Consider the following 15,285-nt stretch of genomic DNA (forward strand, 5'->3'; position numbering starts at 1 on the left):
GATCAGTCCCTGTTCTTCTCGTTGTGGTGAGGTGTCACAGCGTGGGAAAGCGGTGGAGCGGTCCGGGCAGCCGGGAGCCGAGCGGCGCCATGTCGCCGTCCGCACCGTGCCGGGCGAGCAGGTCCAGGGCGAGGCGGCCGCGCCGCACCCGCTCCCGGGCGGTGTTCAGGGTCAGGTCCCGCAGATGGGTGCCGTACGGGTAGATCCCGGGGGCCTTGGACAGGCCGAACTTCAGATAGAGCGGTGCGCCGCGCCGGATCAGCTCGGCGACCTCGTACATCCGCACGTACCCGCCGAGGTCGTCGGGCGCCTCGATGTAAAGGTCCATGGGAGCGGCGGAAACCCGCCGGATCTCGGTGAGATGATCAAGCGTCAGATCACTCGGCACATTGACGGAGTCGGCACCGAGGTGCTCGTACACGGCGTACGAGGCCGGGTTGACCGGGCCGATCAGCGCCGAGACCTTGAGCGTCGTGTCGGCCGGGATGATCCCGGCCTCACGCGCCCGGTGCAGCGTCCACAGCACGCCCTCGTCGGCGACCAGCAGGCACCTGACGCCCAACTCGGTGGCCCGGACGGCGTCTTCGACGCATCCGGCGACCGCGTCGTGGCCCCGGGCACGCAGCCCGCCGCCGCGCGAATCGGTGCGTACGGAGGCACCGATGTCCCAGGTGCCGCGCGGACCGGTGAACAGGCACAGCTCGATGCCGCGCTCACCGGTGGCCTCGACCATCTCGGTGATCTCGGCGTCGGTCAGCATCCAGACACCGCTGCCCTGGCTGATCCGGTGGATCGGCACATCGAGCCGCGAGGACTCCTTGAGGACCACGGCCAGGGCTTCGGGCCCCTCGACGGACGGGACCTCGGTGCGCCAGCGGCCGCCTCCCGGGAAGGTGTGGGGCGAGGCGTCGGCGGGGGAGAGGGCGGGCGCGCCCAGGCCGAGCGCGGCGAGCGCCTGCTCACCGGGTCGACGGGCTGCCGTAACGGAGGCGTCGGTCACAAGCTGTCCTTCACGTTCGGTATTTCGGACGGGGGTTGCGACTTGGGTGTGCGGTAGCTGGGGGGTACGCCGGTACGGGGCTCGTCAGATGACCCCGTACCGGCGCACGGCCTGCGGTGTCAGGGCCTCATCAGGACCTTTCCGACCTTGGGATCACCGGATCCCGCCAACTCGATGGCCTGCGGGAACTCGGCCAGCGGCAGCTCATGCGTGACCAGCGGCAACGGGTTCAGCAACCCCGTGCCGAAGACCCGCACCGTGTGCGCCCAGGCCTTGGGCGGCGCCCCGAACACGGTGTGCACCTCCAGCTGCCGTACGACGAGATCGGTGGGGTCGAGTCCCTCGGCGCCCGGCGCCGGGATCCCCGTGAGGACCAGACGTCCGCCGCGCCTGAGCAGGGAGGCGGAGGTGCGCGCGGCGGACGCGGACCCCGCGGTCTCGATGACGACATCGATGTCGTCGGGGAGCTTCTCGTCCCGCGTACGGAAGTCGGTGGCCCCGAAGGCCCTGGACAGCTCCGCCCGGTCCGGGCGCGTACCGACCACCAGCAGTTCGCCCGGAGAACCCGCGGCGAGGAACTGCACGGCGAACATCCCGAGCGTCCCCGTCCCCACCACCGCGACCCGCTCGCCGGGCCGGGCGTCCGCCTTGAGGGCGGCGGCGGCGATACAGGCGGCGGGCTCCAGCAGGGCGGCAGCAGTCAAGTCGGCATCGTCCGGCAGGACATGGAGCAGCCGGGCCGGGAGCGTCAGCGTGGCGGCCATCGCGCCCGGCTGGGTGAAGCCGGTCTCCTCGTACCCCGCCGTGCACAGCGTGGTCTCACCCGCGTGACAGCGGTCGCAGACCTGGCAGTTGCGGAAGCCCTCGCCGACGACCTTGCGCCCGACGAGGTTGTGCGGCACTCCCGCGCCGACCCTCTCCACGGTCCCGGACCACTCGTGACCGGGCGTGAGCGGATACCGGACGTACCCGTCGGGCCGGTTGCCCTGGTACACCTCGCGGTCGCTGCCGCAGATGCCGACGGCGTGGACGCGTATCAGGGCCTCGCCGGCGGACGGCTGCCGGGGCTCGTGGGCGGTCAGCCGGTGCTCGCCCGGCGCCTCGACGACGACCGCGGTGCTTATGGCGTCGGTGCTCCCCGCGGCGGTGCTCACTGTGTCCCCTTCGGCTTGCGCTGCTCCCAGCCGTCCGCCCAGAGGTCGAAGCGCGCCTGTTGCTGCGGGAATTCGGCCGCGGCATCGGTGTCCAGCTCGACGCCGAGACCGGGCGCGTCGGACAGGTGGAAGTAGCCGTCGACCACCTGCGGGGCGCCCTTGACGACCTTCTTGATCTCCGCGTCCGCGAAGTCGTTGAAGTGTTCCAGGATCTTGAAGTTCGGGGTGGTGAAGCCGACTTGGAGGGAGGCGGCGGTGAGGACGGGCCCGCCGACGTTGTGCGGCGCGACGAGTACGTAGTGGGTCTCGGCGGTGGCGGCCAGCTTCCTGGTCTCCCAAATTCCCCCGATATGACCGACATCGGGCTGGATGATGTCGGCGGCCTGGCTCTCGAAGAGCTCCCGGAACTCGATCCGGTCGTGGATGCGCTCACCGGTGGCGACCGGGATGTCGACCTTGGCCGCGACCTTTTCCAGGGCCTTGAGATTCTCCGGCGGAACCGGCTCCTCCAGCCAGGCGGGCTTGAAGGGCGCGAGCTCGCGGGCGAGCCGGACGGCGGTGGCGGGGGAGAAGCGCCCGTGCATCTCCAGCATCAGCTCTGCATCGGGCCCGATCGCATCCCGTACGGCCTCGATGAGGGAGACGGAGTAGAGCGTGGCATCGTTGTCGAGCTCGAAGTGCCCGGTGCCGAAGGGGTCGATCTTGAGGGCCTTGTACCCCCGCGCGACGACCTCCTGGGCGGCCTTGTGATAAGCCTCCGGGGTCCGCTCCGTGGTGTACCACCCATTGGCGTACGCCTTGACCTTGTCGGTGACCTTGCCGCCGAGCAGCTGCCAGACGGGGACGCCGAGCGCCTTCCCCTTGATGTCCCAGCACGCCATTTCGATGACGGCGATCCCCGACATGACGATCTCGCCGGCCCGCCCGTAGTCGCCGTACTTCATCCGGCGTACGAGGTCTTCCGTGGCGAACGGGTCGGAGCCGAGAATGTGGTTGGCCTCCGCCTCCCGCAAATAGCCGATCAGCGCGTCGGTGCGACCCAGCATCCGGGTCTCGCCGACTCCACTGATGCCCTCGTCGGTGTGCACCTGGACATACGTCAGGTTCCGCCAAGGCGTCCCGACCACGTGTGTGCTGATTCCGGTGATGCGCACGGCAGTTGCCCCTTGTGCTCTTCGACCTTGTTCGAAATTTCGTCACACGTTCGAAATGTTGGCGTGACAGTAGGGACGCGGCCCCAGGGGTGTCAATGGGTCGAACGCATAACGGTTTCGACGCGATGGGTGGGGGCGGCTCGGGGGTGAGGGGGAGATTGACGGGGATGTCTCAACTCGGCACGCCGGAACGCGCGGTTCCCTACACAATTTTCACAGCGGCGCCTATCAACGTTACCTGTGAGGAACTTAGTCTTCCGGCGTCATGGACTACTGCCACCCGTGCCGAAGGCACCTCAACGGCGCCCTTGCCTGCCCGGGGTGCGGCACACCAGCCGAAGAACTCCGCGCGCATGCGGAGGAGACCGACGTACGCCCGCAAACGGGCGCGGACGCGGACGACGCGTCGTACGAGGACGACGACGCGGACGAGCGACCCGGACGGGCCGCCCGGCGGCGGAACCGGGGCCGCGTGCGCGTTGCCGAGGGTCCCGACGACCTGGAGGCCGACGAGGCCGGCCCGGGCGTCGCGAGCAGACGTGACCGCAAGGCCGCCGCGCACCGCCGTCGCCGCCGTCGGACCCTGTTCATCGCCACGGGCTTCGTCCTGGCGGCGGGCGGGCTGAGCCTCGCCGAACTCGGCATAGACGGGCCGGGGTTGCTCCCGAAGCCGGCGGCGGCCGAGGGCGACTCGGCCAGCTCGGCCTCCCCGGAAGCCGACGAGACGGCGACGCCGTCGGGCAGCGCGTCGGGATCCGGCGGCGCCTCGGCCTCCGCGTCCCCCGACGCGTCCGAGTCCGCCTCTCCCTCGGCCTCCCCCTCGGCGTCGCCCTCCGAGAAGGACGACGAGAAGTCCAAGGACGAGCAGTCGGCCACCGCGGGAACGCCTCCCCGCAGCGCACCCTCGACCCCCGCCGCCCCACCGCCCCCCGAGACGTCCGCCCCTCCCGCCACCACGCCCACCGCTCCGCCGCCGGATCCGACGCCTTCGGAGACGTGCGACCGCTTCTTGTGGTGGTGCACGTAGAGGGTTTTCGCCCCCTCCGCGTCAGCGCGACAGGCGCGTGAGGTGTACCGCGAGGTGCCACCCAAGGTCGAGTACTCCCTGACAGAGCACGGCGTCTCGCTCAACGCCGCCCTGGCACCCTTGAGCACATGGGGAACCGAACATGCGGCGGATCGGAGCCGAAAAGGTCTCCGTCAACGATGCCGCGACAGTTCGGCGATAAGAGAGCTCCAAACCGGGGTCACCGCGACCACCACCCCCCGCTCCGCCGCAGGCGACACCGCCGCCGAGACGCGGACCGCGGCGGCCCGGGCGACGCGCCCCGCGCGGGACGCGGAGGCCAGCAGCAGCGGCTGGAGCTGTTCGAGGCCGGCCACGAACAGCTCCTCCGTCGCGATGAGCAGCGGCCGGGCCGCCTTCATCGCGGCGGCCCCCGCCTCCGTGAGATCGGCGAGCGGCGGAAGCCCGGCCCGCACGACCCCCGCCCCGGCGGCAGTCGCCCGCTCCGCCAGGGCGGCCTGGAGCGGCAGCAGCGGAGCCAGCGCGGCGGTCAACGCATCGGCGATACGCCGCAGTTCGGGTGACCCGTCGCGCAGGACGTCCGCGGCGGCCCGTATCACCGGAGTCAGCGCAAGGAGCGCCCCCGCCGCGGCCCCCGCCGCCGCGGGCAGCAGGGGCGAGCCCGCCTCCACCAGCTCGCCGAGCGCGACGGCGGCCTCCTCCACGGCGGGTGCCACGGCGTCGAGGATGGGCAGCAGGCTGTCGCCGAGCGCGGCGAGCAGCGCCTGCGTGGGTTCGCTCACGGGATGCACCGCGAGCGGCGCCCCGCTGGTGCCGAGCCGGGTCAGCGTGTCCACGATCCGGTAGAACGCCTCCTGCGCCTGCGGCGACGCGCTCGCCTCGGCCAGCTCGGCCGTCGTCTCACGCAGGACGCGCAGCGCCTCGGCTCCCGACCCGTCCCGGGGATCGAAGGTGTTGATGGCGATTCTGGTGATGTTCCCGGCCGTGTCGAGGAGTTGGCCGGTGATGTCGGTCGTGTTGCGCGCCATGCGCAGCACGTCCTCCCTGCTGGGGAGCGACGGAATCGGGGACATGGGCCCTCCTCGCCTCGCGCGTCGCCGCCGGGACCTGTCCGGCGGGACAGCCCGGAGCAAGGCCGGGTGTCGCACCCAGCATGCCCGCTCCGGGCCCTCGGGGATGCGCCGTCCGGGGCATCCACGGGCTATCCATGACGTCTGTCGTGACGGCAACGCCCTCTTGTTGCGGGAGAGTCGAACAGGTACACCTCGCCGTACCGATCTCAGGAACCGCTTGCCCCGGAGGTACGACGCGTGCGCTCACCGAAGCTCCTCCAGCATCTCCAGCCTCTCCCGAGACCCGTCCTGATCGCCATCGTCGCCGCCACCGCCGGCGGCTCACTCCTGTTCGCCCCGCACACCGCCACCGCGGACCGCGAACGACCACCGGTCCGTGAGCGATCCACCGACGCGGACAGCGCCGCCAACGCCCCCGCGAGCGCCGCCCGCAACGCCCTCACGGCCCCGGTCACGGACCTCGCCGACGCCGATGACGGCAGTACAGACACAGACAAAGGCACCGGCGGCTACCCCCGCGAACAGGTCCTCACCCCCGACCCGGAGAACCCCGCCGACAAGTCCATCAAGCTCGGCCTCACCCCGTACCACGCCATCGCCCCGAAGCTGAACGCCCTCCAACAGCTGGGCGACCGGGTGAGCGTGGAGATCGCGGGGCGTTCCGCAGGCGGTCACCGGCTGTACCTCGTCACCGTCACCGCCCCGGAGACCGCCCGCCAGGCCCGGGCCCAGGACCGTATGCGCGAACTCATCGAGAACGCACCGCGGTTGGCCGCGAAGGACCCCGCCGTCAAAGCGGCCTACAAGACCCCGGTCTTCTTCAACAACAACATCCACGGCAACGAGTGGGAGGGCACGGACGCCGCCCTCGACCTCATCGAGCGGCTCGCGACGGCCAAGGACAAGAAGACCACCGACCTCCTCGCCCGCAACCGGCTGTACTTCAACATCACCGCGAACCCGGACGGCCGTATCGCGGGCACCCGCGCCAACGCCAACGGCTTCGACATGAACCGCGACTTCGTCACCGCCTCGCAGCCCGAGGTGCGCGCGATGCGCGAGATCGAGATCGACAAGCAGCCGGCCGTCATGCTCGACCTGCACGGCTACGTCAACGGCACCCTCATCGAGCCGACGACCCCGCCGCACGGCGAGAACTACGAGTACGACCTCTTCCTCAAGAACACCTACGCCAACGCCCTCGGCATGGAGGCCGCCGTCAACGGCCTCGGCTACACGCCGGCGAAGGACGGCGTCGAACCCGCCCAGATCCCCTTCCGGGACCAGCAGGAGGGCTGGGACGACTGGCCGCCGATCTTCACGCCCCAGTACGCGGCGTTCCACGGCACGGTCGCCGCGCACACCGTCGAAATCCCGCTGACGGTGAACAACTCGGCCTACGACAGCCTGCCCGTCGCGGAACTCAGGCGCCGCTCGGCCATCAACGTCGACGTCGCGGGCGCGGCCATGCGCGCGACCCTCGACTTCGCCCAGTCCCACCGGGCATCCCTCATCGCCGACCAGATCGAGGTCTTCCGGCGCGGCGCGGCGGGCGCCGCCCAGGTGCCGGTCTCCGCCGAGACGGTCCCCGGCGTCCCCGGCATCGGCCCCGAGGACGTCTACACGACCGCCTTCCCGCGCGCGTACGTCATCCCGGCGGGCGCCTCCCAGCGCTCCGCCACCGCCGCCGCGCGCCTGGTCGACCACCTCCTCGCCAACGACGTACGCGTCAGCCGCGCGACCGGCGACTTCCGGCTCGCGGGACGGTCGTACGCGAAGGGCTCGTACGTCGTCGACCTGCGTCAGCCCAAACGCGGCCTGGCGAACGTGCTGCTGGCGGACGGCCGGGACATCAGCGACGAGGTGTCGACGATGTACGACATCTCGGGCTGGAGCCTGGGCCGCCTGTGGGGCGCGACGGTCGAGCGCGTACGGGGCGGGGGCCTGTCCGGCGCTCCGCTGCGCGCGGTCGACGAGGCCGCACACGTCGGATACGTCGCCCCGCGTGGCGACCTCCGCCTGCGGCTCGACACCCCGCAGGAGATCGCGGCTCTCAACTCCCTTCTGAAGCAGGGAGTTTCGGTACGACAGGACCGCGACGGCAGCGCGCTCGTGCCCGCCTCGGCCCGCGCGAAGGCGGCCGCTGCCGCCCGCGCGTACGACGTCGCCTTCGACGCGACGAAGGCCTCCGGAGGGACCGTCCTGCATCGCGTACGCGTCGCCGCCGCCGTCACCTCGGGCGAGCTCTTCGCCCTCCGCGAGATGAACTTCGACGTGGTCCCTGTGTCGACGGCGATCCTCAACGCGGGCTTCGACTGGTCCACGGCGGACGTGCTGTTCGTGTCGTCGGGGCTGGACCGCTCGGCCCTTACCCCGGCCGCGCGGACGGCCCTCGACGCCTTCCTGGGCAACCACGGTCTCGTCGGAGGCGGAGCCACGGGCGCCGCGCTCAACACCGCCACCGGACTGCTTGCGGTACAGCCGGTGGAGGGCAACGAGGACGCCAACGGCGTGGTGAGCGTGGTCAATTCGGGCGGTCTCGTCACGTCCGGCGCTCCCGACCACAGCTTCGTGTACGCGCCCGTCTGGTTCACCGATCTCGGGCCCGGCGTCCGCGTCGAGCAGTGGTACGCGACGGGCAATCCGCTCGTCTCCGGCCACTGGCGCCCGCGGAACGACGGCACCGGCGGCCCCTCGGCGGCAGCCGGCCAGGCGGCGGTGGTCAGCGGCCCGCACGCGGTGCTGTTCGGCACGGAACCGCTCTTCCGCGACCATCCAAAGGGGGAGTTCCCGCAGGTGGGGCGGGCGTTGCTGACGGTGTCCTGATCCCGGGCGCAACGGCGGAGGCCGCACCCCACGTCCTAGGGTGCGGCCCCTGCCGTATGCAACGAGTGCCGTCAGCAAAGTGTCACGGCAGCCATCGCAGGCGTCCGTACCCGTGCGCGTCCTGCACGCTCCCAGCGCCAGCGACTCGGCGGTCCCCGTGCCAGCCGGTGGACCGCCGAGTCGTGATCGGTGTCAGAGCTTGACGATCATCTTCCCGATGTTGTCGCCGCGCAGGACCCCGAAGAACGCCTCCAGGTTGTTCTCGATGCCCTCGACGACCGTCTCGCGGTACTTGAGCTCGCCCGAGCGGACCCAGGGGCCGACCTCCTGGACGAACTGCGGCTGCAGGTCGTAGTGGTCGCTGACGAGGAAGCCCTCGATGCGGCCGCGGGTCTGGATGAGGCGGGCCAGGTTCCTCGGGCCGGGGGTCGGCTCGGTGTCGTTGTAGACGGAGATCATGCCGCAGACGGCGATGCGGCCGTCCCGGTTCAGGGAGCCGATGGCGGCCTCCAGGTGTTCGCCGCCGACGTTGTCGAAGTAGACGTCGATGCCGTCGGGAGCGGCCTTGCCCAGCTGCTCGCGCACCGGCGCGTCCTTGTAGTTGAAGGCGGCGTCGAAGCCGTACTCCTCGACGAGCAGCTTGACCTTCTCGTCGGACCCGGCGGAGCCGATGACGCGCGAGGCGCCCTTGAGTTTGGCGATCTGGCCGACCTGGCTGCCGACGGCGCCGGCGGCACCCGACACGAAGACGGAGTCGCCCTCCTTGAAGGAGGCGGTGCGCAGGAGACCGGCGTAGGCGGTGAGGCCGGTCATGCCGAGGACGCCGAGGTACGTCGACAGGGGCGCGGCCTCGGGGTCGACCTTCACGGCGTGCTGGGCGTCCAGGACGGCGTACTCGCGCCAGCCGAAGAAGTGCAGGAGGTGGTCGCCGACCTCGATCCCCTCGGCGTTCGAGGCGACGACCTCGCCGACCGCGCCGCCCTGCATGACCTTGCCCAGCTCGTAGGGGGCGGCGTACGACTTGGCGGCGCTCATGCGGCCGCGCATGTACGGGTCGACGGACACGTACTCGTTCCGCACGAGGACCTGGCCCTCCCCGGGCTGCCGGACCTCGGCCTCGACGAGGGCGAAGTCCTCCGGCTTGGGCCAGCCGACCGGGCGGCTGACCAGGTGCCATTCGCGGCTGACGGCGGGAAGCTGGGGAGTGTCGGACATGGCGGGCGCCTTTCCTTCGCTACGGGTAATACTTCAGTACCTGAAACAACCATGCTCTCGAATATTTCAGGATGTCAAGTAACGCGCTAGCCTGGAAGCCATGGCCACCCAGAAGACACCCCGGATCGACCCCCTCACCCTGGAGGTCGTCGACCTCATCGGCACGGTCGTGGCCCGCTACCACGAGGAGTACGAGGAGGCGGCGGCGGAACACGCCCTGACCGGCGCCCAGGCGCGCCTGCTGAGCCTGCTCTCCCTGGAACCGCTGCCGATGCGGCGCCTGGCCCAGAATCTGAAGTGCGAGCCGTCCAACGTCACCGGCATCGTGGACCGCCTGGAGGCACGCGGCCTGGTGGAACGCCGCCCGGATCCGGCGGACCGCCGCGTCAAGCTCGCCGCGGCCACGCAGCAGGGCCGCCGCGTCGCCCGCAGCCTCCGCGAGTCCCTGCGCTTCGCGCGCGAACCGCTGGCGGGGCTGTCGGAAGAGGAGCGACTCGCTTTGCGGGGGCTGCTGTTGCGGATGCTCGAGGCGTGAAATCAGCCCGTCCGGCGTTTCAGGACGAGCGCGAAGCACGATAAACGCGGGTCTGGGGGGCGGAGCCCCCAGGTACGGGACGGGTAGGGGCGGAGGGGCGAAAAACCCCTGAGCCCAGCCCAGCGAAGCGCCCCGCTAAAGTTCCCCCCATGCGCGATCTTGGAGTGGGATTCGGCTACTTGGTGCGAGGCCAGCGGTGGGTGGCCCGGCATGGGAAGCAGTACGGGTTCGGGCTGCTGCCGGGGCTCGTCACGCTCGTGCTGTACGCGGCGGCGCTCGTCGCCCTGGCCCTGTACGGCGCGGACTTCACCACCTGGGCGACCCCGTTCGCGGACGACTGGTCCAGCCCCTGGCCGGGCCTCTTCCGCGGCTTCCTCACGGCCGTGCTCTTCGCCCTCGCCCTCCTCCTCGCCGTCCTCACCTTCACCGCGGTCACCCTGCTCATCGGCCAGCCCTTCTACGAGAACCTCTCCGAGAAGGTCGACCGTGACGTCTCCCCGGACGGCACGGCCCCTGAGTCGGGGCTCCCGCTCTGGCGGGAACTGTGGATCTCGGGGCGGGACAGCCTGCGGATCCTCGTCAGGGCCGCGCTCTGGGGCGTGCTGCTCTTCGGCCTCGGCTTCATCCCCGTCGTCGGGCAGACGGTCGTCCCGGTGATCGGCTTCTTCGTCACCGGCTTCTTCCTCACCGAGGAACTCACCGCCGTCGCCCTCCAGCGCCGCGGTGTCGACCTCCGCGCACGCCTCACCCTGCTGCGCTCCCGCAAGACGCTGGTCTGGGGCTTCGGTACGCCCCTGGGCCTGGCCTTCCTGGTTCCGTTCGTCGCGGTCTTCCTGATGCCCGGAGCCGTCGCGGGCGCCACCCTCATGGCCCGCGACCTCCTCGGCGAGGTGAGCGCCGGGGACGCCCCCGAAGAGCCCGAAGGCTCCATAGGCTCCGACGAGCAGCGCGTCACCCCCTGACCGCGACCGCCAGAATCGCCCTCACCTGCGCGATGATGTCCAGCCGGTTCCGCACGAACTCCGGATCGGTGACCGTCCCGGTCGCCGGGTCCGTGTTGCCGGTGCCGAACTGCAGGACCGGCGTGTGCACATGCCCGCCCGGCAGCACCTCGCGCAAGCCCAGCCGGTCCCGCAGCAGCGTCGCGCGGTAGGCGATCTCGTTGGAGAGGTAGTTGCCGCCGCCCCCGGCACGGGCCGTCGACCCGGCGGTCGGTCCGTCCGGCCGTACGACCGGATCCGTACCGCCCGCCGGGATCTCGGTCACGGACGTGTTGTCGTACACGGGGAAGCGGCCGGTCTGCGCGGCCACGATCTCCTCGTACGGGAGGGTCGTCGACGTCCACTGAGGCTGCGAGGCCGGGTCGGTGACCGGGACGGTTCCGGTCTCGGACACGTTCAGGTTGTCGGGGAAGCCGCCCCGCCAGGCCCCGTTGGTCCGCTCCACGTCGAAACGGCCGACGCGGCCCTGGCTGACGGTCGTGAACAGGTCTACGTGCGGGAGGTGCGACTGCACGGTCCGCTCCACCGTGCTGTCCGCGAAGTCCTGCCAGCGGACGGGGAACAGGGCGGTCTCGACGCGGGCCGGACCGTCCGCGGTCTGGATCGTCGTGCCGTCGAGGGCGAGCGCGGTGGCCCCGGACGGGTTGGAGATCCGGATGTCGCGGTCCAGCGTGAACGGGTCAAACCCGGTGACCAGGATCCGCTTCACGCCCTTGGCGTGCGGGTAGCGGATGGCGTTCTGACCGCGCGAGTTCCGCTCCAGGGCGTCCAGCAGACCTGCGCGCTGGGCGTCCGTGAGGCCGAACTCCGGCTCCCACGCGCGTACTTCACGCGTCATGCCCAGCCGCGCCCAGTACAGCGGCCGGTCGTCGTCCCGGCTCAGGCCCGCCTGTCGCCCGCCACCACCCTTCCAAGGAAGCGCTTCGCGCCTTTCATATTCCGCCGGACCCCGCCCCTGCGCCCGGTCGACGGCCCGCCGCCACAACCGCGCCCCCTGCTGTACGACCACACGCCGGGCCTGCGCGTACGACTCGGCCCGGCCCAGCGCCCGCGCGAACTCCGGTGCCACGGTGTTGAATCCGGAACGCCGCAGGATCTCCTGGGGCGCCGCCTTGTCGAGCCGCTGCTCCTCTACGGTCACCGAGGGCGCCGCCTCGGCAGCGGTCGCGGTCGATGGCACCGACAGCCCCGCCAGCATCGCGAGTCCGAGTACGCCGATCCGAACACGTAGGGGATTCAAGTGAGTTCAGCCCTTCCGTCGCCGTGGGAGCGTGCTGCCGACGGCCGCAGTATCGCGTGACGGGAGTGATGTGCGCCATGGTGCGGGGCTCATGGGGGACCTTCGCCGCCGGCTCCCCTCGGGCGTGGCCGATTGTGAAGGGTTCGTACGAGATCCACGTGAGCCGCTCGATCACGGACCGCCGCCTCACCGCGGCGATTAACGTCTGACCCGGGACGAGTCTCCCCACGAGCAGCCCCGGTCCGGGCCCTGACACCTGGGCCGGGGCTCGTGGCGTCAGGACAGCTTCTGACGTGCCGCGAGGCCGTACACGGTCTCCGACCGGTACACGTCGCCCGGCCGCAGCACCGTGCTGGGGAACTCCGGCCGGTTCGGGGAGTCGGGGAAGTGCTGCGTCTCCAGTGCGATGCCGTCGCCGGGAGCGAAGGGGGCGCTCAGGTGGCCGCCGGTGTACAGCTGGATGCCCGGCTCGGTCGTCGCCACGGTGACGACCCGCCCGGACACCGGATCGTGCAGCTCGGCCACCTCGACGGCATCATCCGTCACGCCCTTGTCGAGCACGAAGTTGTGGTCGTACCCGGAACCGGCCTTCCCCGCCGCCCGGAAGTCGTAGCGCGTGCCGTCGACCTCCGCGAGCTCCCCGGCGGGAATCAGATCCGCGTCGACCGGTGTGAACCGGGAGGCGGCGAGCCGCAGTTCGTGGCCGCCCGCGTTACCGGAGCCGCTCAGGTTCCAGTACGTGTGGTTCGTCAGGTTCACCACGGTCGGCTCGTCGGTGACGGCCTCGTACGCCATCCGCAGCGCGCCGTTCCCGTCGAGGGTGTAGGTCGCCGACACCTCCAGACGGCCAGGGAAGCCCTCCTCGCCGTGCGGGCTGACCCGCGTGAGCCGCACCCCGTGCTCGACCGGCTCCGCGTCCCACACGCGCTTGTCGAAGCCGAACTCGCCGCCGTGCAGGGAGCTGGTCCCGTCGTTCTGCGCGAGGTGGTACGTCAGCCCGTCGAGCGGGAAGCGGCCGCGCGCGATTCGGTTCGCGTACCGGCCGACCAGCGCCCCGAAGTACGGCTCCGGATGCGTGAGGTAGCCCGCCAGGTCCTCGAACCCCAGCACCGCGTTGCCGGCCTGCCCCTCCCAGTCCGGGACCTCGACCGACTGCACGATCCCGCCGTACGTCAGCACACGCACCCGTACGCCGGAACGCTCCAGCGTCCAGCGGTGGACCTGAGTGCCGTCGGGAAGGGTGCCGAAGAGTTCAGCGCGCATGATCGAAAGCGTAGGCGAAAGATCTGTGGGTAACTGGTTAGGCCACGGGTTGAGTCACCGGTCAGGCCACCGGATCCTTCGCCGTCACCGTCCGGTACGCGATCTCCGCGAGCCGCGCCTGACCCTCCTTGCTCGGGTGGAACCAGTCCCAGTGGCTCAACTGGTCCGTCCCGAAGCGGTAGTCGAAGACCGCGTTGCCGTCGAAGCGGCAGTGGCGGTCCTCGGCGCACACCTCCCGCAGGACCTGGTTGTACGCCTCCACCCGTTCCCGCACCTGGGAACGCCGCTGGGTCGCCGCCGAGTCCAGGGCGTCCGCGTCACCCAGCATCGACGGGCAGATCCCCAGCTTCCACACCTGCTTGCCCAGCGGGTTGCTGCTGCCCTGGGACCACAGCCGCTTCAGGTCCGGCACGCTCGACACGTACACCTGGGTCTTGGGCAGGGGGCCGCGCAGCGTGTCCATCGCGTCCTCGAACGCGGTGCGGAAGTCGGTGACCGAGGTCATCGTCGAGGCGGAGGAGCGGCACGCGTCGTTGGCGCCCGCCATCACCGTGACCAGCTCCGGCTTCTTCGTCACCGCCTGCGCCATCTGGCCCGGCAGGTCCTCCATCCGCGCGCCGGTCACCGCGTAGTTCCAACTGCGCTCGGCGGCCCCGGCCTTCCCCAGCAGCCGTACGGCGAGGCTGCGGACCTTCGCGTCGCTGCCCGTCGCCCAGGACGCCTCGGGGCAGTCCGACAACACGCTGCAGGCATCGAAGCCGCGGGTGATGGAGTCGCCGACCGCGGCCAGGGATTCCGGGCTGCTGTCCCAGGTGGGCGTGGGTTTCGGGGACGGCTGTGCCTTCGCCGTGGTGCCTCTCGGGGCGGGGGAGTCGCCACCGGAGGCATCGCACCCGGCGATGCCCAGGAGAGCCGCCGCCGCGATGGCGAGGCCGGCCCGTGAACGGTGACTGCGCTTGCGCATCCGCTGGTCCCCTCGTTCCTTCTGCTGGATCGGTCAGCATCCATCGGACACGGATGGCCCACCCCCAGCCGCGGAGTCCGGTACGCATCCCGCCGAGCGGCAGTGTTCCCCCGGGGGATGCGTAGTCCATGTGCGGCTCCGCCGCGGGCCGGACCCCCAGCCGTGGAGTCCGGTACGCATCCCGCCGAGTGAAACCTCCGTGTTCAAGGCGCCGGGACCGACGGTACGTCACACTCCTTGCGCCGCCGCACGGTAGCCTCGCCCCGTGGCCGCCCTGCCACTGCCGTTCCGCCAAGTTACAAGATGTCTCGCTCTGTCCGGAGGCCCCAGTGACGACACGTGGAGTTCTCTACGTGCACTCCGCGCCCCGCGCGTTGTGCCCGCACGTCGAGTGGGCGGTCGCGGGGGTGCTCGGCACGCGCGTGAACCTCGACTGGATCCGGCAGCCCGCCGCGCCGGGCACCTGGAGATCCGAGTTCTCCTGGAAGGGCGAGGTCGGCACCGCCTCCAAGCTCGCCTCTGCGCTGCGCGGCTGGCATCTGCTGCGCTTCGAGGTCACCTCCGAGCCGGTCCCCACAGCCGAGGGCGAGCGCTACAGCTGCACACCCGAGCTCGGCATCTTCCACGCGGTCACCGGAATCCACGGCGACATCCTGATCCCCGAGGACCGGTTGCGCGCCGCCCTGCACCGCTCCCAGCGCGGCGAGACCGACCTGGAGGCCGAACTCGCCAAGCTCCTCGGCAAGCCCTGGGACGACGAACTGGAACCCTTCCGCTACGCGGGCGAGGGCGCCCCGGTCCGCTGGCTCCACCAGGTCGTCTGACCCTGACAC

13 protein-coding genes are annotated in these 15,285 nt (G+C 71.0%); 5 read left to right on the forward strand and 8 right to left on the reverse strand.

Going from position 1 to position 15,285, the window contains the following annotated elements; genetic code table 11:
• Window positions 1-34: 34 nt before the first annotated feature.
• The 3 genes from C4B68_RS27685 to C4B68_RS27695 form a co-directional block, all read right to left on the reverse strand.
• On the reverse strand, window positions 35-1,000 hold the full coding sequence (locus C4B68_RS27685; protein ID WP_099499112.1) for a hypothetical protein: 966 nt from the start codon (window positions 998-1,000) through the stop codon (window positions 35-37).
• A gap of 119 nt (window positions 1,001-1,119) precedes the next feature.
• The gene (locus tag C4B68_RS27690) at window positions 1,120-2,124 is read right to left on the reverse strand and encodes a zinc-dependent alcohol dehydrogenase (protein WP_099499493.1); all 1,005 of its coding nucleotides are present in this window, start codon (window positions 2,122-2,124) and stop codon (window positions 1,120-1,122) included.
• Between the two features lie 26 nt (window positions 2,125-2,150).
• The gene (locus tag C4B68_RS27695; RefSeq protein ID WP_099499111.1) at window positions 2,151-3,308 is read right to left on the reverse strand and encodes a mandelate racemase/muconate lactonizing enzyme family protein; all 1,158 of its coding nucleotides are present in this window, start codon (window positions 3,306-3,308) and stop codon (window positions 2,151-2,153) included.
• A gap of 265 nt (window positions 3,309-3,573) precedes the next feature.
• Between C4B68_RS27695 and C4B68_RS42115 the strand changes: the two genes are divergently transcribed.
• Complete coding sequence (locus tag C4B68_RS42115) at window positions 3,574-4,335, forward strand: SCO2400 family protein (RefSeq protein ID WP_167458947.1); 762 nt, start codon at window positions 3,574-3,576, stop codon at window positions 4,333-4,335.
• A 173-nt stretch (window positions 4,336-4,508) separates the two neighbouring features.
• On the opposite strand, the gene C4B68_RS27715 is transcribed toward C4B68_RS42115, so the two are convergent.
• Window positions 4,509-5,408: a hypothetical protein gene (locus tag C4B68_RS27715; protein ID WP_099499110.1), complete on the reverse strand. Its 900-nt coding sequence runs from the start codon at window positions 5,406-5,408 to the stop codon at window positions 4,509-4,511.
• Window positions 5,409-5,645: 237 nt separating this feature from the next.
• On the opposite strand from C4B68_RS27715, the gene C4B68_RS27720 reads away from it, so the two are divergent.
• Window positions 5,646-8,234, forward strand: a complete 2,589-nt coding sequence (locus tag C4B68_RS27720; protein ID WP_099499109.1) for a M14 family zinc carboxypeptidase — start codon at window positions 5,646-5,648, stop codon at window positions 8,232-8,234.
• A 192-nt stretch (window positions 8,235-8,426) separates the two neighbouring features.
• On the opposite strand, the gene C4B68_RS27725 is transcribed toward C4B68_RS27720, so the two are convergent.
• Window positions 8,427-9,449, reverse strand: a complete 1,023-nt coding sequence (locus tag C4B68_RS27725) for an NADP-dependent oxidoreductase (RefSeq protein WP_099499108.1) — start codon at window positions 9,447-9,449, stop codon at window positions 8,427-8,429.
• 100 nt (window positions 9,450-9,549) lie between these two features.
• Between C4B68_RS27725 and C4B68_RS27730 the strand changes: the two genes are divergently transcribed.
• Window positions 9,550-9,984 (forward strand): MarR family winged helix-turn-helix transcriptional regulator, encoded by a 435-nt coding sequence (locus tag C4B68_RS27730; protein WP_099499107.1) that lies wholly within the window; start codon window positions 9,550-9,552, stop codon window positions 9,982-9,984.
• Window positions 9,985-10,133: 149 nt separating this feature from the next.
• Complete coding sequence (locus C4B68_RS27735) at window positions 10,134-10,946, forward strand: EI24 domain-containing protein (protein WP_099499106.1); 813 nt, start codon at window positions 10,134-10,136, stop codon at window positions 10,944-10,946.
• On the opposite strand, the gene C4B68_RS27740 is transcribed toward C4B68_RS27735, so the two are convergent.
• From C4B68_RS27740 to C4B68_RS27750, 3 genes are all read right to left on the reverse strand, one after another.
• Window positions 10,936-12,225, reverse strand: coding sequence for a pyroglutamyl-peptidase I (locus tag C4B68_RS27740; protein ID WP_099499105.1), 1,290 nt, complete (start codon window positions 12,223-12,225; stop codon window positions 10,936-10,938). The two genes, C4B68_RS27735 and C4B68_RS27740, sit on opposite strands and share 11 nt — an antisense overlap.
• Before the next feature lie 276 nt (window positions 12,226-12,501).
• Window positions 12,502-13,488 (reverse strand): aldose epimerase family protein, encoded by a 987-nt coding sequence (locus C4B68_RS27745; RefSeq protein ID WP_099499104.1) that lies wholly within the window; start codon window positions 13,486-13,488, stop codon window positions 12,502-12,504.
• A gap of 61 nt (window positions 13,489-13,549) precedes the next feature.
• Window positions 13,550-14,452, reverse strand: coding sequence for an SGNH/GDSL hydrolase family protein (locus tag C4B68_RS27750; protein ID WP_099499103.1), 903 nt, complete (start codon window positions 14,450-14,452; stop codon window positions 13,550-13,552).
• Between the two features lie 329 nt (window positions 14,453-14,781).
• Here C4B68_RS27750 and C4B68_RS27755 point away from each other — a divergent pair, with 329 nt between their 5' ends.
• Window positions 14,782-15,276, forward strand: a complete 495-nt coding sequence (locus tag C4B68_RS27755; protein ID WP_099499102.1) for a DUF3145 domain-containing protein — start codon at window positions 14,782-14,784, stop codon at window positions 15,274-15,276.
• Window positions 15,277-15,285: the final 9 nt, after the last annotated feature.

It is taken from the genome of Streptomyces dengpaensis, assembly GCF_002946835.1.
GTDB classification, from domain to species: domain Bacteria; phylum Actinomycetota; class Actinomycetes; order Streptomycetales; family Streptomycetaceae; genus Streptomyces; species Streptomyces dengpaensis.

What these genes read in the sequence shown, in the direction of transcription:
- C4B68_RS27745 (WP_099499104.1), bottom strand. Translation starts at nt 13,488, where the DNA reads ATGCGCGCTGAACTCTTCGGCACCCTTCCCGACGGCACTCAGGTCCAC.
- C4B68_RS27735 (WP_099499106.1), top strand. Translation starts at nt 10,134, where the DNA reads ATGCGCGATCTTGGAGTGGGATTCGGCTACTTGGTGCGAGGCCAGCGG.
- C4B68_RS27750 (WP_099499103.1), bottom strand. Translation starts at nt 14,452, where the DNA reads ATGCGCAAGCGCAGTCACCGTTCACGGGCCGGCCTCGCCATCGCGGCG.
- C4B68_RS27725 (WP_099499108.1), bottom strand. Translation starts at nt 9,449, where the DNA reads ATGTCCGACACTCCCCAGCTTCCCGCCGTCAGCCGCGAATGGCACCTG.
- C4B68_RS27730 (WP_099499107.1), top strand. Translation starts at nt 9,550, where the DNA reads ATGGCCACCCAGAAGACACCCCGGATCGACCCCCTCACCCTGGAGGTC.
- C4B68_RS42115 (WP_167458947.1), top strand. Translation starts at nt 3,574, where the DNA reads ATGGACTACTGCCACCCGTGCCGAAGGCACCTCAACGGCGCCCTTGCC.
- C4B68_RS27715 (WP_099499110.1), bottom strand. Translation starts at nt 5,408, where the DNA reads ATGTCCCCGATTCCGTCGCTCCCCAGCAGGGAGGACGTGCTGCGCATG.